The organism is Dokdonia sp. 4H-3-7-5 (genome assembly GCF_000212355.1).
Classification (GTDB): domain Bacteria; phylum Bacteroidota; class Bacteroidia; order Flavobacteriales; family Flavobacteriaceae; genus Dokdonia.
In genome coordinates this window covers 1,271,397-1,296,949 of record NC_015496.1, presented here as the reverse complement: position 1 = coordinate 1,296,949, position 25,553 = coordinate 1,271,397, and the positions used below count along the sequence as shown (strand labels likewise).

The following is a 25,553-nucleotide window of genomic DNA, read 5'->3' as shown; positions in this document are numbered from 1 at the left end:
CTAAATGAATACTTATGAAATATAAAATTTTGATAATCCTATTGGTAGTTGCTGTCAGCGGATGTAAAAACGAAGGAAAGAACAATTCCGGAATAGAGACAGAACACAATCATACCCAAAGTGAACCTAAGTCTGAGAACAAAAAAACACTAAGTCCACATACATCGGCAATGGCGATGATAGGCGATGCACATATTCATATAGATTATTCGTCGCCAGGTGTAAGGGATAGAATTATTTTCGGTGGACTGTTGGCTTATGACCAAGTCTGGCAGGCTGGTGCCCATATGGCTACTTGGTTGGAAACAAATAAGGATTTAGAAATTGACGGTAAAGAATTGAAAGCTGGGAAATATGGATTTTTTGTAATTCCGAATCAAGAAGAATGGACTGTAATTTTCAACAGGAATTGGAACCAACACGGTAAGGACGATTATACTGAAAATGAAGATGTATTACGATTTAAAGTGACACCTAAAATTTCCGAAGACATCAAGGAACATTTAGAGTATAAAGTAAACAAAACAACAGAGACTTCAGGGACAATCTCAATGAGTTGGGAAAAAGTCACGATTGAATTTCCTTTTGAAATAAAGTAAAATGGTGAACAGAAAAACAGCGAAATGGATTAGAAAAACGCACCGCTATTTGGGTATCTTTTTAGGTATTCAGTTTCTGATGTGGACGATTAGCGGGATGTATTTCAGCTGGACGGACATTGACGAGATACACGGTGACCATTTTAAGAAATCGGCACCTGTGCAGACCTCTTTTAATGATTTGCTCGGCACATCCCAACTTGCTGCAAAAGAACCCGTACAATCCTTGGAACTACTGGAAATAGCAAATGAGCCTTATTATTGGATTAATGAAGCACAGCTTTATAATGCAAGAACGGGACAAAGGAAAAATGGAATTTCTAAAGAAGAGGCACAACAAGTTGCAAATAGGTATATGTTGGGCAATTTGGATATGGCACAAATTCAATTAGTCGATTCTGTTGGGCCACATCACGAATATCGCGGTCGCCCACTTCCAGCTTATGAAATCTCATATGAGACACCACAAAATTTAAAAGCCTATGTGGCGGTTGAAAATGGCGCTTTTCAAACGGTGAGACACAGGGATTGGCGCTGGTTTGATTTTCTTTGGATGACCCATACAATGGATTATCAGGGAAGGGATAATTTCAACACGTTGTTGTTAAGGGCATTTTCACTTTTGGGATTGATAACCGTATTGAGTGGTTTCGTTTTGTGTTATATCAGTTCCCCATCAATCAGAAAACTAAAAAAGAAGATTAAATAATTAATAACAAAAAAACCAAAAATTATGAATTCAAACGAACACGAAAACAAGAACAAAGGAATGAGCCAATACACTAAATTCTTCCTTATGCTAGGGTCATCATTTATAGCAATGTACATCACAATGTATTTAAATACCTACGAGTTTGACCACGTGTGGTTCAGTCTTACACGATTTTATATGGTGTGTCTAGGAATAGCTACTATGGCTGTTATTATGTTGTTATTTATGCTGAATATGTATAAAGACAAGAAAAAGAATATTGCAATTCTCGCAGGTAGTGTTATATTGTTTTTGGGAGCATTAGGACTAGTACGCGACCAAAAATCCACTGTGGGCGATGTACTTTGGATGAAAGCAATGATACCACACCATTCCATTGCTATTTTAACAAGTGAACGAGCAGATATTGAAGACCCAGAAGTAAAAAAACTGGCAGAAGATATTATTAAGGCACAACGTAAGGAAATTGCAGAGATGAAAGCAATGATTGAACGTCTAGAAAACGAAAAATAAGATTATGAATAAGAACATTTTATATATAGCAATAGCTGTAATCATAGGTTTGGGCGCAGGCTGGCTCATTTTTGGAAATGGGTCAAGTGATTCAAATAAGGATATGTCTGAAATGTCTGATCAACACGACCACTCTGGCGAGAGTGCAGACCAGATGTGGACGTGCTCAATGCATCCACAGATAATGCAACCCGAAGCTGGCGATTGCCCTATATGTGGAATGGACTTAATCCCTGCGGAAGCTGGTGCTGAAGGTCTTGCGGCAAACGAGATTAAAATGACCGAAAACGCAATGGCGCTGGCAAATATTCAGACTACTATCGTGGGGAATTCACAAACAAGCGATGATGATGGGATGATATCCCTTTCGGGAAAAATAGCTGCAAACGAAGAAAATAATACCGTGCAAGCCAGTTATTTTAAAGGTAGGATAGAACGACTTAATGTCAACTATGAAGGTCAGCAAGTAAAGCGTGGTCAGTTACTGGCAACCATTTACGCGCCAGACCTTGTCGCGGCACAGCAGGAATTAATTACCGCAGCATCGCTAAAAGAATCGCAACCAGCGTTATACAAAGCTGTGCGCAATAAACTCAAAAACTGGAAACTTTCAGAAAAACAAATCAATGCAATTGAAGAAAGTGGCAGCGTACGTGAGAACTTCCCGATTTATGCAACCGTTTCGGGAACTGTTTCAGAAGTAATGTCAGCGCAGGGCGATTATGTAAACCAAGGACAGCCTATTGTGAAATTGAGCAATCTTAATTCTGTTTGGGCAGAATTTGATAGTTATGAAAATCAGATTGCACAATTTAAGATTGGACAAAAAATCAACATTACGACCAATGCCTATCTCAATAAGGAATTTGAAGGAACTATCTCTTTCATCGACCCTATGCTTAACAATGCCACACGTACAGTAACGGTGCGTGCAACCTTAAAAAATCGAAACGACCTATTTAAGCCAGGAATGTTTGTGACAGGTAAGGTAAAAGGTGCAACCCAAACTATGGAAAAAACCCTTTCTGTACCAGCAAGTGCCGTACTATGGACGGGTGAGCGTTCATTGGTATATTTAAAAACCAATCCTAACGAACCTGTTTTTGAAATGCGTGAAGTAACCTTGAGCAATCGCTTTGGCGAAAATTACCAAGTATCGGCTGGACTGAATAATGGCGATGAAATAGTAACTAATGGAACGTTTACAGTAGATGCAGCTGCGCAATTGCAGGGTAAGAAATCGATGATGAATCAGCAAATGATGCAGGACGAATCAGCTATGATGGACGATATGGAAATGAGTTTCAGTAATGCGTTTAGCTCTGATTTCAACAAAGCGATACCATCATATCTTAAAATGAAAGATGCCTTTGTGGCAAGCGATGCTGGTCAGGTTTCCGCTTTCGCGAAAGCGACATCAAAAAAATTAAAGGAAATATCTATAACGGAATTAGGCAAAATGGAAAAGCAACATCTTACGAAAAGTATCGAGATGCTGGATGCTATTGCCACCAATGAAAATCTGGAAAACCAGCGAGCACATTTTGTGATACTTAATGAGAACGTTGTGCCTATTGCTATGAACATAGAAAACACAACAAATTACTATGTCCAAAAATGCCCAATGGCAAATAACAATAAAGGCGCGGTATGGTTAAGCACCGAAGAAAAAATAAAAAACCCATACTACGGCGATGCGATGTTGACCTGTGGTAGTGTGATTGATTCGTTGTAAAATCCCTTTGCAACTCAATTGCATCATTATTCTTTTATCTTTGTATAATTAATGAAAGCATTTTATTCTATATCAATGTCAATGTTATTCCTTTTTCAAGGAATAACGGCCAATATGGAAATATGTGAACAAATAGAGAAATTCTCACATTTTATATCACATTATCAAATGCATAAAGAGTATGGTGGAGATACCTTTTATGAATATGTAGTAGAGGTAATTTTCAGTGATCAAGCAGATAATAAAGACCATCACGACGGCTCGCACGATGATAGTGTACCAGTACATTCACACCATCAATGCTGTCATCCTACAGTTTTTTTAACGCCTTCTAACGCGTTAGCCTTAAAGCCTCTTCTTTTTAAAGAAAGAGCGACATATTCACATTATTCTTATCAATTTAATTCCAGATATCTGGAATCTCTTTTCCAGCCACCACGGGCATAATTCAGTTTTAATAGGACAACTATATCCTTTTTTGAAGTTTTCCTAATAGGAATACTCAACTATGTTTTTGCTTTCGCGAAAGCGTAAACTCATTTTTTTAACTGAATTAATACATTAATCTATGATTAATAGAATCATTGATTTTTCAATCAATAACAAATTTATCATTGGTCTTTTCACGTTGACTCTTATAGGAGTTGGTATTTGGTCAATGGCAACAGTAAACCTTGGGTCTGTACCAGATATTACAAATAATCAGGTGCAGGTCATCACGCAATCGCCTAATCTGGGAACGGAAGATATCGAACAGTTCGTAACCTATCCCGTAGAGCTATCTATGGGTAATTTACCTGGTGTTACTGAAATTAGATCCATTTCAAGATTTGGGCTCTCTGTAGTAACCATCGTTTTTGAAGACGATATGGGAACCTATCTTCCTAGACAACTGGTAGGGGAAAAACTCAACGAACTTGGAGAATCTATACCTGAAAAATTTGGAAGTCCATCTATGGGTCCCATTTCCACAGGATTAGGCCAAATTTATGAATACACAATTCAACCAGGGAAAGGATTTGAAAACAGATATTCGCCTATGGAACTGCGTACCATCCAGGACTGGGTTATCAAACGACAACTTACTTTACTGGAAGGTGTGGTAGAAGTTAACTCATATGGTGGTAGCATTAAGCAGTACGAAGTTGCTGTCGATCCAGAGAAGTTAAACAGTATGGGTATCAGCATTTCACAAGTGTATGAGGCTCTCTCACAGAACAACGTAAATACTGGTGGCGCTTATATAGAGAAAAATAAAATGTCAAATTTTATAAGAGGTGAAGGTCTAATTCGCTCTTTGGAAGACATTAAGGATATTTCCATTATTAATGAGGGCAACATTCCTATTACTATTGGGGACGTGGCAACGCGCGTCCATTTTGGGAGTCAAGTACGCTATGGTGCTTTTACACAAGACGGTAAAGAAGCTGTGGGCGGTATGATAATGATGCTCAAGGGCTCTAATCCTAATGCAGTCATTCAAAATGTAAAGGATCGTATGGCAGAAATTGAAAAATCTCTACCAGATGGTCTGACTATCGCCCCAATAATTGATCGTAGTGAGCTTATTGCAAGAACCACCGATACAGTTAAAACCAATCTTCTGGAAGGTGCATTGATTGTGATTTTTGCACTTGTCCTATTGTTGGGTAGTTTAAGAGGTGGAATCATAACTGCTACTACGATACCATTGTCCTTACTTTTTGCCTTTATTCTTATGAAGCAGTTTAATGTATGGGCAAACTTGATGAGTCTGGGAGCAATAGATTTTGGAATCATCATAGATGGTGCTGTAATTATTATTGAAGGAACGGTGTATGAGATCCAAAAACGGATTAGGTCTGGTAAGCTAAAATTCAATCAAGGAGTGATGGATAAAGTTGCCTATGATGCCGGAAGCACGATGATGGGTTCTGCGTTCTTTGGACAGATTATTATTCTCATTGTTTTTACACCTATACTTTTTCTTACTGGTGTAGAAGGTAAAATGTTTAAACCTATGGCATACACCTTTGGGTTTGCAATGATAGGTGCCATCATTCTATGTCTTACGTACGTTCCTATGATGGCAGCACTTTTTATGAAACCAGTACAAAACACCAAAAATTGGTTTGGCAAATTTGAGCGCAGGCTCGAAAAGATAAGTGATAAAATCATAGGTGCTATTCATAGTGCATATATGCCTTTATTAAAAGGTGCTCTTAAACTGAAGTTTATCGTTTTATCAGCTGCTACCGTACTACTTGTTATCGCTGGATTCATATTTTCTAATATGGGAGGAGAATTTGTACCACAGCTTGATGAAGGAGATTTAGCAATGCAGGCACTTATAAGACCAGGAAGTTCGCTAACAGAATCTATTGAAGTTTCCAAGAAAATAGAAACCATCCTATTAGAAAGTTTCCCTGAAATCAAGACGGTAACTGCTCGTATAGGTGTTGCAGATATTCCTACAGATCCTATGCCTATGGATATTGCAGATATGTACATTATCCTTAATAAGGATATGGACGAGTGGACAACAGTTTCTACTAAAGAAGGTTTAATAGATGCTATAAGAGATAAACTGGATGATGAACTGGTGGGTGTGAATTTAGTTTTTACCCAACCGGTTGAATTGAGATTTAACGAGCTGTTAGAAGGCGTAAGAGAGGATATTGCTGTAAAGCTGTATGGCGAGGATTTAGAGGTTTTATCAGAAAAAGTTCAGGAAATGGCGGCTATTATACAAACCGTTCCTGGCGCTGGCGATGTAAGTGCAGAACGTACTGCTGGATTACCACAGATGACCGTAAAATATAGGCGTGATAAAATGGCGCAATACGGACTGAATATTCAAAAAGTAAATGATTACGTAAGTACCGCTTTTGCTGGAGGAACCGCTGGAGTCATCTTTGAAGGCGAAAAGCGATTTGATCTTGTTGTACGATTTGATGAAAGTCATAGAAAAAGTATTGATGACCTGCGCAATATGTATATTGATCTTAAGGATGGTAGTCAGGTGCCCATTATCGAAATAGCCGAGATTGAATATGTCCCTGGACCTATGCAAATCTCACGTGACAATACGTATAGAAGAACGTATGTAGGTGTAAATGCCCGAGGCAGGGATGTGGAGTCTGTAGTAAAAGATATTCAGCAAAAATTAGATGAAGAACTGGACTTGCCATCAGGCTATTATATTACCTATGGTGGCGAGTTTGAAAATCTACAAAGCGCAAAGGATCGTTTGATAATCGTTGTGCCCATCGCCCTGTTTTTAATATTTATACTGCTGTACTTTGCCTTAAAATCCTTTTCACAATCGCTAATGATTTACATAGCGATTCCCTTGGCGGCCATCGGTGGTGTGTTTGCCCTATGGTTGCGGGATATGCCATTTAGTATTTCGGCAGGTGTCGGCTTTATTGTGCTATTTGGTGTTGCAGTTCTTAACGGACTGGTACTTATAAACCGATTTAATTCCTTAAAAGAAGAAGGTGTGATAAGTATAAAGGATAGAATATTTCAAGGGACTAAAGAACGTATTCGTCCCATTATGCTCACGGCCACCACTGATATTTTCGGCTTTTTACCAATGGCATTTTCCACATCGGCCGGTGCAGAAGTCCAACAGCCGCTCGCTACGGTAGTTATCGGTGGAATGCTTACAGCTACGCTGCTCACGTTGGTCGTGCTTCCCGTACTATATACCTTTATAGAAAAGAGACGCGAGCGCAAAGAGCAGAATAAGATTGGTTCGTTTAATCCGCAAGGCTTGACTACGATTTTGATAGTTGGTTTTATGTTAGGTGGCACCGCTTTCGCGCCTGCCCAGAGCGCAGTCGAAGGGAGAGCGCAACAATCACAAGCACCTGTGCAAGATCTCATTGCTAAGGACAGCATCACGCCCATCACATTATCACGAGCTGTAGAAATTGCCAAAGAAAATTATCCTGTACTCAAAGCAAGCCAACTCGAAATCGAAAGACAGAATGCACTCTCAGGCAATGCCTACGACTTCGGTAGTATACAGATCTTTACGGGTGGCGAAGAAGTGGCAGATGGTCAGGGTATTTATACCTTGATAGGTATCGGTCAACAAAATATTGATCTACTGGGAATAGGTGCTAAAAAACGTTTGCAACAACAACGCATCCAGTTAGCCGAAACAGCTCTTGACCTTTCGGAAATCCAGATAGAACGGGAAGTCAAAAAGGCCTGGTCAGAAGCTTTTCAGGCAAAGAAGAAGTTTGTTTTGTACCGAGAACTGGACAGCATTTATGATCAGTTTGCACAATCTGTAGAACTCAATTATGAAGTGGAAGCCATTTCAAGACTGGAATATGCTGCTGCGCGCAATCAAGCACTACAAATTAACAATAAGTTTCAGCAGGCAGAAACAGACTATTTCATCGCCTTGCAAAAGCTCAACCTTTGGTTGACACCAGATGCGATGTACGGCGTTTCTGATGAATTGGGAGCTAGTGAAATTTCAATTTTAGAGTCTGATAATACATTGAATGATCATCCTGAGTTATCGCTTTCGCGAAAGCGTATAGACGAAGCACAAGCAAGCTATGACGCAGCAAGGGCAAATTTACTGCCCCAGTTTAATCTGCAAGGTGGCCTGCAACGTGTCAATGGCGATAGTGGTTTTTATACCTATCAAGCTGGGATTTCCATACCACTGTTTTCTGGACCTGTCCGTAGTCGTGCAAAGGCTGCTAAACTCGATGCACAGATTGCAGAAACCAATGCAGCCTTTAAACAGCGTGAGCTACAATCGCAATTCATACAGGCACAACAAAATTATGCACGATGGCGGGATACCTGGTTTTTCTATAAAACCGAAGCTTTGCCACTTGCCATAGACCAGCGCAAAGGTGCATTGCTGGCATACAAAGAAGGAGCGCTGGATTATGCAGCATTCACGCAAATAATACGTGATGCCATACAGACCGAAATGGACGCGCTCGATGCACTTGATAAATATTTAGAAGCCCTGTTTGATTTACAATATTTCCAAAACTAAAAAAGATGAAAACGATAAAATATATACCGATTACCGTAATGTTTTTTGCATTGACATTACTCAGCTGTGGCGACACAAAATCTGAAGATGGCCACGATGAAGCCACCCATTCTGATACAGAAGAAAACAATTCTGAGGGTGAGACCGGTCAAGAAAACCTTAACGAAGGCGAAGCTCAAGAAGTAATGCTCACGGCACAGCAGTTTGATGCCTTACAAATGGAAATTGACACGCTCGCGCAACGCAATATGAGTGGTTATGTAGAAGCAAACGGTACGCTGGAAGTACCACCGCAAAACGAAGCAAATATTACCGCGCTTGCAGGAGCAAATGTGGCATCCATAGAGGTTATAGAAGGAGACGAAGTCAAAAAGAATCAAGCGGTGGCTTATTTATCACATCCCAGCATCATCCAGATTCAATCAGATTATTTGAACGCTTACAGCAATAGTAAATTTCTGAAACAGGAATATGAACGTCAAAAAAGACTTTATGAAGCTGGTGTAGCATCAGGAATGAATTTCCAAAAAGCAACGGCAGACTATCAGTCATCTACCGCAATGGTAAAAGGGCTTGAAGCGCAGTTGCGACAGTACAACATCAATACGAGTGGTGTGCGCAATGGTACAATCTATCAGAGTGTGGCATTGCGCAGTCCCATAGCAGGTGTCGTAGAAAAAGTATTTATAAAGACTGGGCAATATGTGGAGCCACAGACCAACTTAATGCAAATAGTAGATACAGACCACGTGCACGCAGATTTAATGGTTTTTGAAAAAGATGTGGACAAAGTGAAGAAAGGCCAAAAAGTACGTTTCAGTATTCAATCGAGGCCAGGAAAAGAGCTGGAAGCCGAAATTTATTCGGTTAGTCAAACTTTTGAGCAAGATCCAAAAGCGGTTCACGTTCACGCTGAAATTGAGAATAAAGGAGGTGGTCTTATCCCTGGTATGTATATAAAAGGTAAAATTGAAGTTGATTACCAACAGACTACTGCACTACCTGAAAGTGCCATAGTTACAGAAGCTGGAAAGAATTATGTATTTACAGCGCAAAAAGAAGGCGATGCTTGGAGTTTTAAACCAGTAGAGGTTACAACAGGCGAGAAAGATGGCGACTGGATAGCCATACGCTTTTTTGAAACCCCAGATCCTAACACACGTTTTGCATTCAACAATGCCTATTACCTGATGGGAGAAATGAAAAAGGGAGAAACTGAACACGAACATTAATTACTATGGATAAGACAAGAAAAAATAATCTTAAACAAGCCAGAACACTACAGATTTGGAACGTTATTTATGATGCTATTGAAGTAGTGGTCTCGCTTATAGCAGGATTTACGGCCAATAGTTCGGCATTGATTGGTTGGGGATTAGACAGCACAATTGAAGTCGTAAGTGCGGGAACATTAGGCTGGCGACTACACGGCGAGATTAAAGGTATTGATGAAGAAAAAGTAAAACGAAGACAAAAAGTTACTCTTAATGTAATTGCAATTTCATTTACGCTCATCTGTGTTTTCATTTCGTATGACTCCATTACAAAACTTATAAATCAAGAAACTGCAAACTGGAGTACGATGGGACTGATCATATTATTGGTTTCCCTGGTTGTAAATCCTATCCTGATCTATTTCAAAAGAAAATATGGAAAGAAACTGGACAGTCCTGCCTTACTGGCCGATGCCAAGGATACCTTTATTTGCTTGTACCAGACCGTGGTCGTACTTATAGGTTTACTATTGGTCAATTGGTTAGGCTGGTGGTGGGCAGACCCTGTGGCAGCATTGCTTATCGTGCCCTATGCGGCAAAAGAAGGCTGGGAAGCCTACAACAAAGCCAGAAACATCAATTATAACATCGCGAAAAATGACTGAAATAGAAAAAACATTGAGCGATCATAAGGTGCGTCCTACCGCAATGCGCATTTTGATCTACAAATATCTGGCTCAACGAAAGATTGCACTGGCTTTGCTTGATATAGAGACCGCTTTCGCGAAAGCGGAACGATCTACCATCTTTAGAACATTAAAAACTTTTGAAGAGAACGGTATTGTACACCAAATAGAAGATGGTACCGGTATCACTAAGTACGCACTTTGTGAGCCAGGTTGCAATTGCGAGATAGATCAAGATTTACACTTGCATTTTCATTGCAGTAATTGTGATGAAACTGTTTGCTTGACAGAACATAAAATACCACACATCAACCTTCCAGATGGCTACGTAGCCGAAGATGTAAATCTTGTTGTGACAGGTGTTTGTGAAAAGTGCAGTAGTTGACATTGCACAACAGTTGCGCAACTATTTTTTGCATTTTTGTACTTAACGAATTAACTAAAATGAAAAATAAACTAGCGGTTACAAGTATCCTAACAGCAATCACAGCTTCATTGTGTTGTATCACACCTGTTCTGGCATTAATTGCAGGAACAAGTGGTGTAGCTTCAACTTTTTCTTGGATAGAACCATTTAGACCTTACTTAATAGGGCTAACAATATTAGTTCTTCTGTTTGCTTGGTATCAAAAATTGAGACCAGAAAAAGAAATAGACTGCGAATGTGAAACGGATGAAAAACCAAAATTTATGTATTCAAAAACCTTTTTAGGTATTGTAACGGCATTTGCAATTGTGATGTTGGCTTTCCCATACTACTCAAGTATGTTATATCCAAAAACCGAAAAACAAATCATAATAGTTAATAACTCAAATATCAAAACAACAGAGTATAAAATAAGCGGTATGACCTGTGCCAGTTGTGAAGCACACGTAAACCACGAAGTAAATAAACTCAACGGAATTGTAAATTCAAAAACATCATACGAAAATGCTAACGCAATTATTAAGTATGATAAAACTAAAACGAACGAAACGGAAATTGAGAAAGCAATTAATGCTACAGGTTATAAAGTAACTGATAAAAATAAAATTGATGCAAACCATATTTAAATCGGAAATCACTTGCCCAGCCTGTGGTTATAAAAAAGAAGAAAATATGCCAACAAATGCCTGTCAGTTCTTTTATGAATGTAAGGATTGTAAAATAGTTCTCAAACCAAAGGAAGGAGATTGCTGCGTGTATTGCTCATACGGAACCGTTCCTTGTCCACCAATTCAACAAAACAAAAGTTGTTGCTAACACAAAATAAGATGAAAAAGAAAAAAGTAAACTTACGTGACATAGACCCAAAAGAACATCAAGGCGAACATTCTCACGATGATGGTCACAATCACGATCACGGAGATGGAAGTGCATTTAAAACGTACATCCCTGCGATAGTAAGCTTTGTAATGCTTATTCTAGGCATAGCTGTTGATTATTTTGATGCCATTCCAGCCTTTAAAGGTTGGGTACGGATTGTTTGGTACACCATTGCTTATTTACCTGTAGGTTTTCCAGTTATTAAAGAAGGTTGGAAAAGTATTATGCGTGGAGACGTCTTTACAGAATTTTTCTTAATGTCCATTGCCACCTTGGGTGCATTTGCGATTGGAGAATATCCAGAAGGGGTAGCCGTAATGCTGTTTTATGCTGTGGGCGAACTCTTCCAGAATGCGGCTGTTAACCGTGCAAAAGGAAATATAAAAGCCCTACTCGATGTAAGACCAAATGAGGCATTAGTTTATCGTGATGGCGATTATGTTTCAGTAAATCCCGAGACAGTTGAAATTGGCGAAAAGATACAGGTACGTGTAGGCGAAAAAGTCCCACTAGATGGTATTCTGCTTTCTGAAAAGGGTTCTTTTAATACTGCTGCCTTGACAGGCGAAAGCAAACCTGATACTATTGCTAAAGGCGATAGTGTTTTTGCTGGAAGTATTAATCTCGATGGAGTTATTGAAGTTGAAACAACAAAAGAATTTAAGGACAGTTCCATTGCACGTATTCTCGATATGGTGCAAAACGCAACTGCTAGAAAATCAAAAACGGAATTGTTCATTAGAAAATTTGCTCGGATTTATACGCCTATCGTTGTATTCCTTGCCATCGGCCTGACGTTTCTTCCTTACTTTTTTGTAGATGATTATGTGTTTAGAGATTGGTTATATCGTGCATTGATATTCCTCGTGATTTCGTGTCCTTGTGCTTTGGTTATCTCGATACCGCTAGGTTATTTCGGTGGTTTGGGAGCTGCTTCACGTAATGGTATTCTTTTTAAGGGTGCGTCCTTTCTCGATGCAATGACTCAAGTTAATACCGTAGTGATGGATAAGACGGGAACGGTCACTAAAGCAGTATTTAAGATTAAAGAAATTGTTACTGGTTCCGCTTTCGCGAAAGCAGAATTTATGAAATACCTAATGGCAATGGAAGAGCAATCCACGCATCCAATAGCAATAGCCATTATGGAATATAAGGCTGAAGGAGCAGATTATAATGCTACAGACGTTTCTGAAATTGCAGGTAAAGGTTTGAAAGGTAGCGTAAATGGAAAAACAGTCTTAGTTGGGAACAAAGCATTGATGACAGCACATCAGATAGAAGTTCCAGCAGAAACAGACAACATTGTTGAGTCTATAGTGATGGTAGGTATAGATGGCGCATTTGCAGGTTATGTAACAATCGCCGATGAATTGAAAGACGATGCGCATCAAGCGATCAAAGAAATAAGGGCAGCAGGAATCGATAAGATTATTATGCTTTCTGGAGATAAGGATTCTATCACTCAAGAAGTAGCAAAAGAATTAGGCATCGACTGGGCAAAAGGTGGAATGCTTCCAGAAGACAAACTCAATGAGGTGGAAAAATTAAAACAGCAACCAGATACTAAGGTGGCTTTTATAGGTGATGGTATTAATGATGCGCCTGTACTTGCGGCTAGTGATGTAGGAATCGCGATGGGCGGTCTTGGTAGCGATGTGGCTATTGAAACCGCAGATGTTATTATACAAACAGATCAACCCAGTAAAATCTCAAGAGCGATAAAAATAGGCCGTTCTACACGTCGGGTTGTTTGGCAAAATATCATACTTGCCTTTGGCGTGAAAGTTATTGTATTAATATTAGGCGCTGGTGGTCTCGCCACAATGTGGGAAGCAGTCTTTGCAGATGTAGGTGTAGCACTGCTCGCTATTCTCAATGCTGTGCGATTACAGAAAATGAAGTGGGATTAATGTCTTTCTTTTAAAATAGTATTTCAAGCCTCTTAATTTTAGGGGGCTTTCTATTATGTGATTGATTCCGCTCCAGCCCTTCCCCTTTCATTCCGCAGAAAAAGCTCCATTCCAAGAAAAGAGCTTCACTCACAAAATCTTGAACACAATCTCAAAGTTAAAAGGATGGTGAAAATAGAAATGGCTGACTAGAGACTATAGCATATTTAACCTAGAAGGAACTTTGAGATAGCGTTCGCTAAAAAAAATCATACTAAAACCTGCGTTTATTATCCCTGATTTTTCCCCTTTTAAGCTTTTTGAAGTGTTGATAACCCAATTTTCTCCTGTTAGTAATATTTCTACCACATTTTCAAATTCTATCAAATCATCCCAAATAAAATTAATTGAAATTTTCACTCATTAATTTTGAATGATTTTATTACTCTTTGATACAACTAACTGATTTGAAGTTATCTGTGAATAACTATTGCCTTTTTTTACTGCTCCATAGGTCCGTTCTTTTACCTTTACTGCACACTTCCCACTAAGGGAAAGACAAAAGCGCTTTTGTCCATTTTGTAATCTAAAAAACAAATCAAATGGACAATTTTTTGATACTCGAACGGCTGGACCGTCTCGAAAAATTATTGATAGGAAGCAAGGAAGTACTTACCCTTGAGGAAACCTGTGATTATACCGGAATATCCAGAAGCTACCTCTACAAACTGACCGCCTCGGGCAAGATCCCACACTCCAAACCCAACGGGAAAATGATCTACTTCGAACGTAGAAAGATAGACAGATGGTTACTGCGCAATGAGCAGAAACTTCATCATACGGACGGCTAATTGCAAAGGTTATGAAAGCGATCCATTCACAGCTCTACACAGTTACAGACCCTAAGAAAAAGACCATCTATGATTATACCATAGAGTACCTTCTGGAAAAATATGACATCTACTATAATGAGATTTCCCACGATTTCCAGATTTCGATGCGAGGAAAGAAACAATGGCAGTATATCAATCTCAATTCACTTATTATCGAGCTCACCAAAGCTGGGATCGACATCAGCACCTCAAAGCTGGAAATCCTCATCAAGTCTGAACTCATCCCTAAATATAATCCGATTAGAGAGTACTTTGAATCCCTAAGTGCCTGGGATGGGTTTGACCACATCGGTAAACTAGCATCCTACGTGCCGGTGTATGACAATAAAGCGTTTGTTTATCATTTTAAGAAATGGTTGGTGCGTGCCATAAAGTGTGCCCTGGAACCCGGTTACTTTAATAAGCAGGCACTTATCATAAGCCATAGCGGGCAGAGTTCCGGTAAATCTACTTGGTGCCGTTTCCTGTGCCCGCCAGAGCTGTCAGAGTATATGGCCGAGGATATCAATAGCGATAAGGATGCACGTATCCAGTTGTGCCGGAATTTTCTCTATAACCTTGATGAGCTTGCGGTACTCTCAAAGAACGATGTGAATGCGCTAAAGGCCTTTTTCTCAAAAACGTTTATCAACGAAAGATTACCATATGACAGAAAGAACACCATCCTGCCCAGAATCTGCTCGTTTATGGGATCGACCAATATGTCCTCTTTTCTCAATGACGAAACGGGTTCCGTGAGATGGCTCTGTTTTGAGCTGATGCAACCCATCAACTTTGACTATAAAAAGGACCTAGATATCAAAAACGTTTGGACACAAGCGTACCATCTAGCGTATAGCGACAAAAGTTTCAACCCAGAACTTACCGTCCAAGATGTAAATGAGAACGAAGAGCGCAACCAGCGGTATACTAAAATGACCACCGAACAGGAACTCATCGCCAAATACTATTTGAAGTCAGATCAAGAGAAGGATTTTGTAACCGCCACGGATATTATGGTGAGTTTGAACTGTCTCAACATTAGGATCAGCCAGGTCAACTTGGGCCGTGCGCTTTCGGGGTTTGGATACCAGAGGGTCAAACATCCCAAGCGAAGAATCTATGGCTATCTGGCCAAACGGAACTTTAAGGACTCGCCCTATGAAATAGGCTGATGAAAGAAAAAAGAGCAAATCCTCTTACCATGCTACCACAAATTTTCTAAAGTCCTATAACCAGTAACACCATTTGTGGTAGGATGTTCAATAACCATCTTACCACAAACCTACCTAACCTACCACACAACTGTGGTAAGATGGGTAAGATGAAAAAACAGTCCTAAGAACCATCAACCCCTGTAAACAAAAGGCTGGGTAAGATGGTAAGATGTTTTAGCAATTTTAAACTATTCACAGATGAAAACTATAAAACTATCCTGTAAGGAAGCCCGCGATATCTCTATTGTAGAGATGTTGGCTGTTCTAGGACACTTTCCAAAACGCCAGTCGGAAAGGGAAGCCTGGTACCTGAGTCCATTTCGGTCAGAAACAGAAGCATCCTTCAAAGTTTCTCTTTCGCTCAACAGGTGGTACGATCACGGAGAAGGCATTGGCGGGAATTGTATCGATTTGGTTTGTAAGATTAAAGAGTGTTCAGTAGGAACTGCACTTTATTTTTTGAAACACTTAGATTTTCAAACAACAGCGCCCATTCTAAAGTTGAGTAGTACGCTTTCGCGAAAGCTAAAAATTACAGAGGTCAAAGAGATTGAAAATTCAAATTTGATAACGTATTTGAGTGAGCGGAAAATCCCAATAAATATCGCAAAAAGATATTGCAGAGAGGTTCATTATGTATGGTCTGGCCGATCCTATTATTCCATCGGTCTGAAAAACCGGTCAGAGGGATGGGAGCTGAGAAATGCATACTGTAAGAACGGTTCGTCCCCAAAGGATATAACCCTAATCTTGAAAAAAGGAAGTAAAAATCTGGCCGTGGTTGAGGGAATGTTCGACCTGCTTTCACTGGTCAAAGAGGAACTGAACTATTTAAAGGAGGCGTCAATATTGGTTCTTAATTCCATTTCCTTTTTGGAGAAAGCATTTCCGATCATAAGGGAATTTGAAAATGTAGCACTCTATCTAGACAGGGATGAAGCTGGCAGAAAGGCAACCTCAAAATTATTGAACAGGCATACAAATACAATAGACAGATCTGATTTATACACTGATTATCATGACCTCAATGATTGGATCGTGAACAGGGTAAAATGACACAGCGCGAAGCAAAGCAAGATGTGTGCCTGTGGCCACAAATCTTGCTTTGCTCCCGAAGGTCGCAAAGTTTTTAAGGAATGAAAAGAGCCGTTATAAAATTTAGATGTACCGTCTACGAGAAGCGATTGCTTGCAGTAAAAGCGAAGCAGGCGGGAACCACTTTGAGCGCTTTTTGTAGAGATACCCTGATGGAAAAGCAACTCACCGAGCGTATGAGCGAAGAGCATATATCCATCTATAAGATGATGGTGCAATATCATAACAACTTTAAGCGAATTGGGAATATGTACAAAAAGAATAATCCAAAGCTCTCTGACGAAGTAGTGAACCTGGCCAATGAAATTAGACTTCACCTTAAAAAGATTACGGGATGATTGCAAAGGCAACCTCCATATCGAGCACTAGGGCTTCCATTGCTTACGGCAAGGATAAAGAAAAAGGTGCGGAGACGATATACTCACATCTGCTCACCTCAGAAGATCCTACAGAAGTCACTGCGGAGTTCAAAAGTGTTCAAGCCCTCAATTGCAATTGTAAGCGCAACACGCTCAGTTTTATAATCAGCCCCACAATAGAAGATGGCCAAAAATTGGACAGGCATTCTCTCAAGGAAATCACAGCTAATTTTATGAAGCAGATGAAACTTGGAGATCGGCAGGCCATTGCATTTGTTCATTTGGACAAGGCACACAAACATATCCACCTCTATGTTAATAGGATTGACCTTAATGGAAAGGCGTACAACGATAGCTTTATAGGCAAAAGAAGCCAGCTCGCTGCAGAACGGACTGCAAAGAAACTCGGGCTGACCACAGTAAAAGAGGTGCAAATGACCAAAGCTTTGGAATCAAAAAAGATTCGACAGCAGATTCGAAATATCCATAACGATACTTTAGAAAAGGTAAAGCCTAAAAACTTGGATCAGTATATCAAAGCAATGAACAAACTAAAGGTCAAAGTGATTCCTAGCATCAACAAATCAAAACAGTTACAAGGATTTCGTTTTGAATATAAAGGTCAAAGCTTTAAAGCGAGTGAAGTTCATCGCTCGATGTCAGGAGGTAAATTGCTTTCGGCTATAGACAGTAATACTTATAAAAATGTAATCAATAAAAGTACTAATAGTATTCTACTTAAAGGAGTTTCACTTCCACTGTCAACAAATCTTATTACGGCAATAGGGAAGAAGCTGATCACAAAAGCAATCAAAAAATCAATTCAAATAGGAATGGGAATATGACACGACTGGAAACCATATCACAATTACTTGTTGAGGAACTAGAAACCTTTAAGGAACAAATAGACAGGCTTGAGAAAGTTTCTGAAAACCTGAAGGATGTTCGTGTCAAGGCAGATAGCTCTGCCATCGAGAAATTATTAAGTGAACATTTGAAAATTGTAATCGAAAGATCAAATGAGCAACAAACTCAATTAGAGAATATGCATAATAGAATAAAGTCGGCAAAACTATATCCTAACTGGTTGATTGTTTTGACGCTACTTCTTTTTCTTTCAATGGCATTTTTAATAGGCTACCTATTGCTGTTTCATTGAACACCCATAAGTGCGCCCTATGCTGTTTTTACTTCACGCTTATCAACCCGAACACTATAAAAACAGCACAGGAACCACGCGCAGGTAAGTTTTGGTAGATTTGGGGGCTATCAATTTGATTAAAGGAGAATCATAAAATTCAATAGTAAAACTTCCTTTTTTCTTAAAGTTGTATATCAACTAGATTTCTGTTGTAATTGTCTAATATTTCATTGGGTAAGGTTTTTAGATAAATTTGAGTAGTTGATAACCGATTGTGTCCTAGCATCGCTGATATAGCTTGTAATGGTACGTCCTGTAGCATTGCTTGAGTTGCAAAACTATGACGAGATACGTATGAGGATAGGCGTTGATTAATTTTGCATTTTATTGCAATTTGCTTCAAACCTTTATTATATCTCTTTCGAGCCCACAACACATCTTTATACTGAAGTTCGAATGTATCTCTTTTTATGATTGGAAAAATAAAATCCGTGCTACTCTTATCTTTTAAATAGAATGAAAGTATTTTCCCTAATTGTTCAGTTATACCTATATCATAAGGCTTAGCTGTTTTTTTTCTTTGAAATTTAATGCGATTATCAATAATATTTTCAGTTGTTAAGAATGCCAGATCCATATACGAAATACCATAGAGCATATATGAGGCTAAAAAATAATTGCGGTAATGAAAGAGATTGTCAGATTCCTCAAGATCCAGGAGCATTATGGATTTTAAACTATTGATATCAAGAGCTCTTTTTTCGGTTGGAGCTGTTCTAATTTTATAGTTTGTGAAAGGATAAGCATCTTTAGATAGGACATCAGATCTGATTGCTACATTTATAATGGCTTTTATTGTTCTCATATATGTTGAAAGACTATTCACTGAATTTCCTCTTGAATAATGCCATCTTTCAAATTTGTTTAAAAAGTCATAATTGATCTCGTTGAATTTGAGATCGTTGCCATTAGTAAATTTTTCAAGCACCTTTATAACAGCATAATAGGTGTTGGCATTTCCAAAACGGTCTGCTGCTTTCATTTCGTCCACGAGCATTTTTCCGTATACGAAAAAAGACTCATAAGACGTAATTTTTACAATCTTGCTTTTGAGTTGAACAATTGATAAATGATCAAGTTCTTCTTTTTCATTCAAAGCGTCGATGATGTCTACTGCCCGAGCCTTTTCTTTTAAAAACTGATTATTTAATTTACTAACTGAATTTGTCCCCTTGAATGCACGCTTGATTTTCTCATTTTTATCATCCCAAAACTCTTTCTGGACGGAATGACCCAAGCTTATTGAGGTTGTTTTTCGAAAGTGAGTCAATCTTAAAATAATTGGGTAGGAGGAATCTTTTTTCTGCCTCCTCGTATCCAATGATATTTTTATGTTTGTATTCATTACAAACTAAAGGTAATAAAAATTTGCACGCAATTTGCACGCATATATCTGATATTAAAAGATATCAATTGTGCACAAAATTAATTAAAATACTGATATTCAGTAAATTATGTTATGTTTTGAAACTAATTGAGATGGTTATCGTGTGCCTGGCAGGCAAGAGGTGACCAGTTCGAATCTGGTATTCTCCACCAAGATATAAAGGCATTTACAGGGTTTCTGTAAATGCCTTTTTTATTTGCAATATTGTTGGTTTTTACGCTTTTGCGAAAGCATAAATGCCCTACAACTCTCTTTGTGCAAATGGAATTTCTGGATTGAGTATCTCTGCTATAAGGGATTTTAAAACTACTTCAAACTCCAAAAGTGTATCCTCTGTGACCTGCTCATTTTTATTATATCGAAATGGAAGATATCCTGATTGTAAATTTTTGAAAGATATGATACCAACGCTTACTGGGAAATCGAGTGGTTTTTTCTTGCTAAGCATGTAAGCATACATCAATACTTGAAAAGCTTTTTCAAACTTCCCTTCTGGCAATAGTAAATCATTAAAGGCAGAGAGGTTTAAATCCTTCTGTGCTACTTTTCCAGTTTTATAATCTACGATATTAACATTGCCATTGCGTTGTTCTACTAAGTCTACTTTTCCTCTTAAAAATATATCCTCTGTAAGTTGTATGTTTCTTAAATCATCTTCTACAGACTTAATAATTACTATATCACCCTTTTTAAGGAGTCCTTTTTCTCTTTTGAGGTAATTCTCAACATAACGAGTTACTATCGCATAGACAATCTTATTTTTACCCTCAGTGATATGATTGAGACCATATACTAGTTTAAATTGGTTGCGAACTTCAACTTCTATCATTGTAAGTAATTCTTCAATGATGGTAACAGTTAATTGTTGTTCTACGTGGGGTTTATATAATTCTTCAAGTGTATTATGAACTATGGTACCCATGGTATTTGCTGCCACAGTTTCTTCTACTTCATTGCTCGAATTGATGCCGAGAACATATCGTTCATAAAACACGATAGGATCTCTCAAGTACGTCGTGAGCGCAGAGGGTGAAATACCTTTTTTAAATAGGTTCTTAAGAGAATCAATAATAGCTGTGTCCTTAGGAATGTGAGGCAATCGCTCTTCAATCTTAATTGTAGATGGAGTAACGACGTGTTTCTTTATATTGTGTATACCTTCCTCTTCTATTTGTCTTATAAATCGACTTTTTTCACTGCTACCTAAACCAGTACTATGTGTTGTATATAATAAATCTACAGTGCATGCTCTGTGTAATAAATGATAGAAGTGATATGCATAAACCGCATCCTTCTCTGAGTAGGTAGGTAAATTATAGAGCTTTTTTAAGTCATAAGGGATGTATGAGTTCTGACTTTTACCAGAAGGTAATATTCCCTCATTTACAGAGGTTATAATGACATGTTTATAATCAAGAACCCTTGACTCTAATACTCCCATAATCTGAAGACCTTGCTCAGGATCACCTCTCAAATCAATAGTTTCTGACGATAATATTTCTCTATAAAAGTGAATGAACGTTGGTATATCTTTAATATGATCCTGCGCATCCATAAGCTGCTTGAGCTTATTAAATGCTACGTAAAAACCATAAATGTATTCAAGCTGTAGTGTGTTGTTACCAGTATCAAATAACTCCCTCAGTGCTTCTATGATACGTATACAATTTATCACAGCATCTTTAGGGTTTTCATTCCAAGTTTTAAATAGCAAATTGAAAACAGTATTTGCGCTATCACCGCTAAGCTCAGCAAGCCGAGGAACACTAATGAATATAAGATTATTAGTTATAATTTCATGCTCTAAATACTCTGTCTGTGACCCTAACAGCGAAACAGATAATGGATTGCGAAGAATATTTAAAACATCCTTAAAATAATAACCATTTTTATGAGGATTCTTTTTTAAGGTAATAAGCTGGTCAAAAAAGGAAGCTGTGGGTGTCTTGCTCAAAGGTAACCCCATAGTAATATTCACCTTTTGTATAGTGCGAGGCAAGGCATTAAGAACGGGTAATAAAAGAGATTCCTCTCCTAATACAATCGCAGTGTTAGATAGTTCTTGACTTGAGATTTTAGAAAGAATGGTTCCTAATGTTTTAGCTTGTAAAATATCTTGAGAACATGCGTATGTAGCGATATTTTTATGAGAGCTGTAATTGTCAAAGGTCCAGTTAAATGGATTTGAGCTATAGTATGACCATTTTGATTTATAGTTTTTTACAAACGAGTTAGTCTCATGAAAGGGGTTATTTAAAAATGATTTTTCGGTATCCCAGTATATTTCTGCGTTGCCCTCTGAGAGTAAAGCTTGGATGAGTTGTTGTTCAGCAGTATTTAGAGCGTTGAATCCTATAAACACATGTCTAACATTAGGTGACGAATGTATATAGTGCTCTATAGTCTCTACAGCTTGTCTGTAGACATAACCTTGATGTACCGCACCTTTATCTAATGATTTTGAACAAAAGACCGTATAGATGTCAAATAAGCTATTCCAAAAATCTATATAGTTGAGTACTAATTCATTCTTTGAGGAAGACCAGTGATCTGAGAGTTCTTTAATATCCTTTAGATGATTAAACACATCTGACTGATTTAAGAGAAATCTGTCAATCTCGTTAAAGTCACTTAAAATGGATTGGGCCCATCCACAGAACGTCTGGAAATCGGCAAGCTTTTCCTTAGATACGACTTCTTTATAGCTTTCAAATAGGATAAATATTAGGTCAATATTACTTGCAGATTTTAAACCGGTAACATGACTAATAAATTCTTCTATTGAAAAAACTTTGGGAGCAAATGAAGTAGTGATAGCTCGAGAAGCTATTTTTTTTGTTAATGTATTACCAGCACGTCGGCTAGGAAGGATATAAATGATATTCTCGTTTTCAGAACCTTGTTCTTTATCAAGTACTACGTCAATAAAAGTTTGCATAGTCTAAAATAAAAAATGCCTCGCAATTGCGAGGCATTTTTAAGATTATAAAAATCTTATTTTCTATTGCTCAAGAATAGAAAGCTCAACACGTCTGTTTTCTTGACGTCCTGCAGCAGTTTTATTTGAAGCAACTGGTCTAGCCTCACCAAATCCTTTAGACTCTAAACGAGCAGCTGGGATTCCTTTTCCTGTTAAGTAACTTCTTACTGAAGCTGCTCTTTGATCAGAAAGATCTAAGTTATAAGCATCACGACCTCTATCATCAGTGTGACCTTCAATAAGGAAACGAGTTGTTGGGTATTCCATCATTACTGATGCTACTTTATCAAGAGTTGCATAAGATTCAGTTCTTATAGATGCTTTATTGTAATCAAAAAGTACCTTTTTAGTTTCTAAGTTTAGTTCGTTAAGAACTTCAACAGATACTTCAGGACATCCATTATTTGCTACAGTTCCTGCAACATCTGGACATTCGTCATCTTTGTCAAGAACACCGTCACCATCTTTATCTTCAAAAGGACACCCGTTGTTTGAACGTGGTCCAGCTTCATTAGGACAAGCATCATCAGCATCTTTGATTCCGTCACCATCAGCATCAGGACAACCACCTAAAGCAGCTACTCCAGCAACAGTTGGACATGCATCCTTAGGATCAGGGATTCCGTCTCCGTCAGTATCAGGACAACCATCAAACTCAGCTAGACCAGCAACAGTAGGACAAGCATCTTTAGAATCTTCGATACCATCTCCGTCAGAATCAGGACAACCGTTAAATTCAGGCAAACCTGCAACTTCAGGACAAGCGTCTTCTTTATCATATATACCATCACCGTCAGTATCTTTTCCTCCGAAAACAATACCTATAGCTGCAACATGTTGGAAGTGCTTAATTCCTTCGTCTTCAAAAGCATGCTTATATTTAGATTGAACACCAACGTTGATGTTTTCTCCTAACCAGATTTTTACACCCGCTGCAGCATTTGCTGTACCGAAACCATCAAGATCTCCATCAAGCGTACTTTCAACCCAAGTATAACCAGCACCAACTGAAATACTAGGATCAAACCATCCACCTTCACCGTTGATAAGATCTCTTAAACTATAAGAAAAATCTCCATCTGCACCGTAATACTGTAATTCATTTCTAGGTCTTGAATCACCTAGTTTTTCAATTCTGTTAATAGAACCAGAAACGCCAAATACGAATCCATCTCCTAAGTAACGAGATACATTAATGTATGAAACCGATGGAAGAATGCTCCAGTGATCTTCTACATTATAAAATTCTTCAAAAAGGTTTCCTCTTGTTTCTCCTGCACCAGGAACTCCATCAAGTGCATCTCCTACTGGATACGTATCGATGGCGTTAACTCCAATAGAGAAGCCCCAAGGGTTGTTTGCGTCTTGTGCATTTACTGATGATCCTACAGCTAGAATCATAAGCGCTGCAACTAAAAATCTGCTAAGATGTTTCATTGTTTAGTATTAAATTAAGTGTTAATTGATGTCAAAAGTAAGTTGTTAAAATTAATCAACAAAGGTAAATGTACTAAAATTTTCCTAATGCCCCTTATTTACAAGGGCTAAGGCTAGATTAAACCACTTTTAAAGCTTTCCCAACCTTAGTAAATGCGTTGATAGCAGTATCTAAATGTTCAATAGTATGTGCAGCACTTAGTTGTACTCTTATTCTAGCTTTACCTTTAGGAACAACAGGGAAGAAAAAACCTATTACATAAATTCCTTCTTCTAATAATGCATCTGCCATATTTTGAGATAGCTGCGCATCATAAAGCATAACAGGCACAATAGCCGACTCACCATCTATTATATCAAATCCAGCGTCTTGCATTCCTTTTTTGAAATATGCAGTATTATGAGCAAGCTTATCTCTCAGAGAGGTGTCTTTTTCTAGCATGTCAAACACTTTGATAGAAGCGCCTACGATAGCAGGGGCTAGAGAGTTTGAGAATAAATAAGGACGGCTACGCTGGCGCAGTATCTCGATTACCTCTTTCTTTGCCGTAGTATATCCACCCATTGCACCTCCGAGTGCTTTTCCTAATGTTCCGGTGATGATATCTACTCTCCCTAAAACACCTTTTTCTTCAAGAGTTCCTATACCACGATCACCTATAAACCCAGTTGCGTGACACTCATCTATCATTACTAGTGCATCATATTTATCTGCCAGATCACAAATTTGATCTAATGGAGCAACCAGTCCGTCCATTGAGAATACACCATCTGTCACAATAATTTTATGACGAGCACCGTTTTCATTTGCTTTTTTAAGTTGCTCTTCTAGGTCTGCCATATCATTATTTGCATAACGATATCTTGCAGCTTTACAGAGCCTCACACCGTCAATAATAGACGCGTGGTTAAGAGAGTCAGAGATTATAGCATCTTCTGCGCCTAGTAGTGGTTCAAAAACCCCACCATTTGCATCAAAAGCGGCGGCGTATAAAATGGTATCTTCTGTACCATAGAATTTAGCAATGCGCTGTTCTAGTTCTTTATGTATATCTTGAGTACCACAAATAAAGCGCACAGAACTCATACCAAAGCCATGCGTATCCATAGTGTCTTTAGCCGCTTGTATTACCTCTGGATGTGAAGAAAGTCCTAAGTAATTATTTGCACAAAAGTTAATAACCTTTTCTCCTGTAGAAATAGTAATCACAGCATCTTGTGCAGATGTGATGATACGTTCTTTTTTATATAGCCCTGCTTCTTTGATTTCAGCAAGTTCTTTTTGTAAATATTGTTGAATATTACCGTACATGTGTTTGATTTTTTACAAAGGT

22 protein-coding genes are annotated in these 25,553 nt (G+C 38.4%); 17 read left to right on the top strand and 5 right to left on the bottom strand.

Going from position 1 to position 25,553, the window contains the following annotated elements; translation table 11 throughout:
- The first annotated feature begins 14 nt into the window (after positions 1-14).
- From KRODI_RS05655 to KRODI_RS05605, 11 genes are all read left to right on the top strand, one after another.
- A complete protein-coding gene (locus tag KRODI_RS05655; protein ID WP_013750624.1) occupies positions 15-599 on the top strand; it encodes a DUF2911 domain-containing protein in 585 nt (194 codons plus the stop codon).
- Between the two features lies 1 nt (position 600).
- On the top strand, positions 601-1,308 hold the full coding sequence (locus tag KRODI_RS05650) for a PepSY domain-containing protein (RefSeq protein ID WP_013750623.1): 708 nt from the start codon (positions 601-603) through the stop codon (positions 1,306-1,308).
- Positions 1,309-1,332: 24 nt separating this feature from the next.
- Positions 1,333-1,824, top strand: coding sequence for a DUF305 domain-containing protein (locus KRODI_RS05645; protein WP_013750622.1), 492 nt, complete (start codon positions 1,333-1,335; stop codon positions 1,822-1,824).
- A gap of 4 nt (positions 1,825-1,828) precedes the next feature.
- Positions 1,829-3,559, top strand: a complete 1,731-nt coding sequence (locus KRODI_RS05640; protein WP_013750621.1) for an efflux RND transporter periplasmic adaptor subunit — start codon at positions 1,829-1,831, stop codon at positions 3,557-3,559.
- 568 nt (positions 3,560-4,127) lie between these two features.
- Positions 4,128-8,573, top strand: coding sequence for a CusA/CzcA family heavy metal efflux RND transporter (locus KRODI_RS05630; protein ID WP_013750619.1), 4,446 nt, complete (start codon positions 4,128-4,130; stop codon positions 8,571-8,573).
- Positions 8,574-8,578: 5 nt separating this feature from the next.
- Entirely contained in the window at positions 8,579-9,805 is a 1,227-nt protein-coding gene (locus tag KRODI_RS05625; protein WP_013750618.1) for an efflux RND transporter periplasmic adaptor subunit, read from the top strand.
- Between the two features lie 5 nt (positions 9,806-9,810).
- On the top strand, positions 9,811-10,452 hold the full coding sequence (locus KRODI_RS05620) for a cation diffusion facilitator family transporter (protein WP_013750617.1): 642 nt from the start codon (positions 9,811-9,813) through the stop codon (positions 10,450-10,452).
- A complete protein-coding gene (locus KRODI_RS05615; RefSeq protein WP_013750616.1) occupies positions 10,445-10,858 on the top strand; it encodes a Fur family transcriptional regulator in 414 nt (137 codons plus the stop codon). The genes KRODI_RS05620 and KRODI_RS05615 overlap by 8 nt, the downstream gene beginning before the upstream one ends.
- A 59-nt stretch (positions 10,859-10,917) precedes the next feature.
- On the top strand, positions 10,918-11,526 hold the full coding sequence (gene merTP, locus KRODI_RS05610) for a mercuric transport protein MerTP (RefSeq protein WP_013750615.1): 609 nt from the start codon (positions 10,918-10,920) through the stop codon (positions 11,524-11,526).
- Positions 11,510-11,716, top strand: a complete 207-nt coding sequence (locus KRODI_RS15720) for a GDCCVxC domain-containing (seleno)protein (protein ID WP_013750614.1) — start codon at positions 11,510-11,512, stop codon at positions 11,714-11,716. The genes merTP and KRODI_RS15720 overlap by 17 nt, the downstream gene beginning before the upstream one ends.
- A gap of 11 nt (positions 11,717-11,727) precedes the next feature.
- Positions 11,728-13,692, top strand: a complete 1,965-nt coding sequence (locus KRODI_RS05605; RefSeq protein ID WP_041295630.1) for a heavy metal translocating P-type ATPase — start codon at positions 11,728-11,730, stop codon at positions 13,690-13,692.
- 195 nt (positions 13,693-13,887) lie between these two features.
- Here KRODI_RS05605 and KRODI_RS05600 read toward each other — a convergent pair whose 3' ends face one another.
- On the bottom strand, positions 13,888-14,091 hold the full coding sequence (locus KRODI_RS05600; RefSeq protein WP_013750612.1) for a hypothetical protein: 204 nt from the start codon (positions 14,089-14,091) through the stop codon (positions 13,888-13,890).
- A 182-nt stretch (positions 14,092-14,273) separates the two neighbouring features.
- Between KRODI_RS05600 and KRODI_RS05595 the strand changes: the two genes are divergently transcribed.
- The 6 genes from KRODI_RS05595 (at position 14,274) to KRODI_RS05570 (ending at position 18,373) form a co-directional block, all read left to right on the top strand.
- The gene (locus tag KRODI_RS05595; RefSeq protein ID WP_013750611.1) at positions 14,274-14,522 is read left to right on the top strand and encodes a helix-turn-helix domain-containing protein; all 249 of its coding nucleotides are present in this window, start codon (positions 14,274-14,276) and stop codon (positions 14,520-14,522) included.
- A gap of 11 nt (positions 14,523-14,533) precedes the next feature.
- On the top strand, positions 14,534-15,718 hold the full coding sequence (locus KRODI_RS05590; RefSeq protein WP_013750610.1) for a VapE domain-containing protein: 1,185 nt from the start codon (positions 14,534-14,536) through the stop codon (positions 15,716-15,718).
- 240 nt (positions 15,719-15,958) lie between these two features.
- Positions 15,959-16,816: a toprim domain-containing protein gene (locus tag KRODI_RS05585; RefSeq protein WP_013750609.1), complete on the top strand. Its 858-nt coding sequence runs from the start codon at positions 15,959-15,961 to the stop codon at positions 16,814-16,816.
- Positions 16,817-16,896: 80 nt separating this feature from the next.
- Positions 16,897-17,193: a mobilization protein MbpA gene (gene mbpA / locus KRODI_RS05580; protein ID WP_013750608.1), complete on the top strand. Its 297-nt coding sequence runs from the start codon at positions 16,897-16,899 to the stop codon at positions 17,191-17,193.
- Positions 17,190-18,059 carry a relaxase/mobilization nuclease domain-containing protein gene (locus KRODI_RS05575; protein WP_013750607.1) on the top strand — a complete coding sequence of 290 codons (870 nt, stop codon included), beginning with the start codon at positions 17,190-17,192 and terminating at the stop codon, positions 18,057-18,059. Before mbpA ends, KRODI_RS05575 begins: the two co-directional genes overlap by 4 nt.
- Positions 18,056-18,373: a DUF6730 family protein gene (locus tag KRODI_RS05570; protein ID WP_013750606.1), complete on the top strand. Its 318-nt coding sequence runs from the start codon at positions 18,056-18,058 to the stop codon at positions 18,371-18,373. Before KRODI_RS05575 ends, KRODI_RS05570 begins: the two co-directional genes overlap by 4 nt.
- Positions 18,374-18,536: 163 nt before the next feature.
- Here the strand turns inward: KRODI_RS05570 and KRODI_RS05565 are convergent, their stop codons facing one another.
- The 4 genes from KRODI_RS05565 to kbl all read right to left on the bottom strand — a co-directional run bounded on the left by KRODI_RS05565 (position 18,537) and on the right by kbl (position 25,531).
- Entirely contained in the window at positions 18,537-19,760 is a 1,224-nt protein-coding gene (locus KRODI_RS05565) for a site-specific integrase (RefSeq protein WP_013750605.1), read from the bottom strand.
- 283 nt (positions 19,761-20,043) lie between these two features.
- The gene (locus KRODI_RS05560) at positions 20,044-22,740 is read right to left on the bottom strand and encodes a PD-(D/E)XK nuclease family protein (RefSeq protein ID WP_013750604.1); all 2,697 of its coding nucleotides are present in this window, start codon (positions 22,738-22,740) and stop codon (positions 20,044-20,046) included.
- Positions 22,741-22,803: 63 nt separating this feature from the next.
- Positions 22,804-24,219, bottom strand: coding sequence for an OmpA family protein (locus KRODI_RS05555; protein ID WP_013750603.1), 1,416 nt, complete (start codon positions 24,217-24,219; stop codon positions 22,804-22,806).
- A 118-nt stretch (positions 24,220-24,337) separates the two neighbouring features.
- Complete coding sequence (gene kbl, locus KRODI_RS05550; RefSeq protein ID WP_013750602.1) at positions 24,338-25,531, bottom strand: glycine C-acetyltransferase; 1,194 nt, start codon at positions 25,529-25,531, stop codon at positions 24,338-24,340.
- Positions 25,532-25,553: the final 22 nt, after the last annotated feature.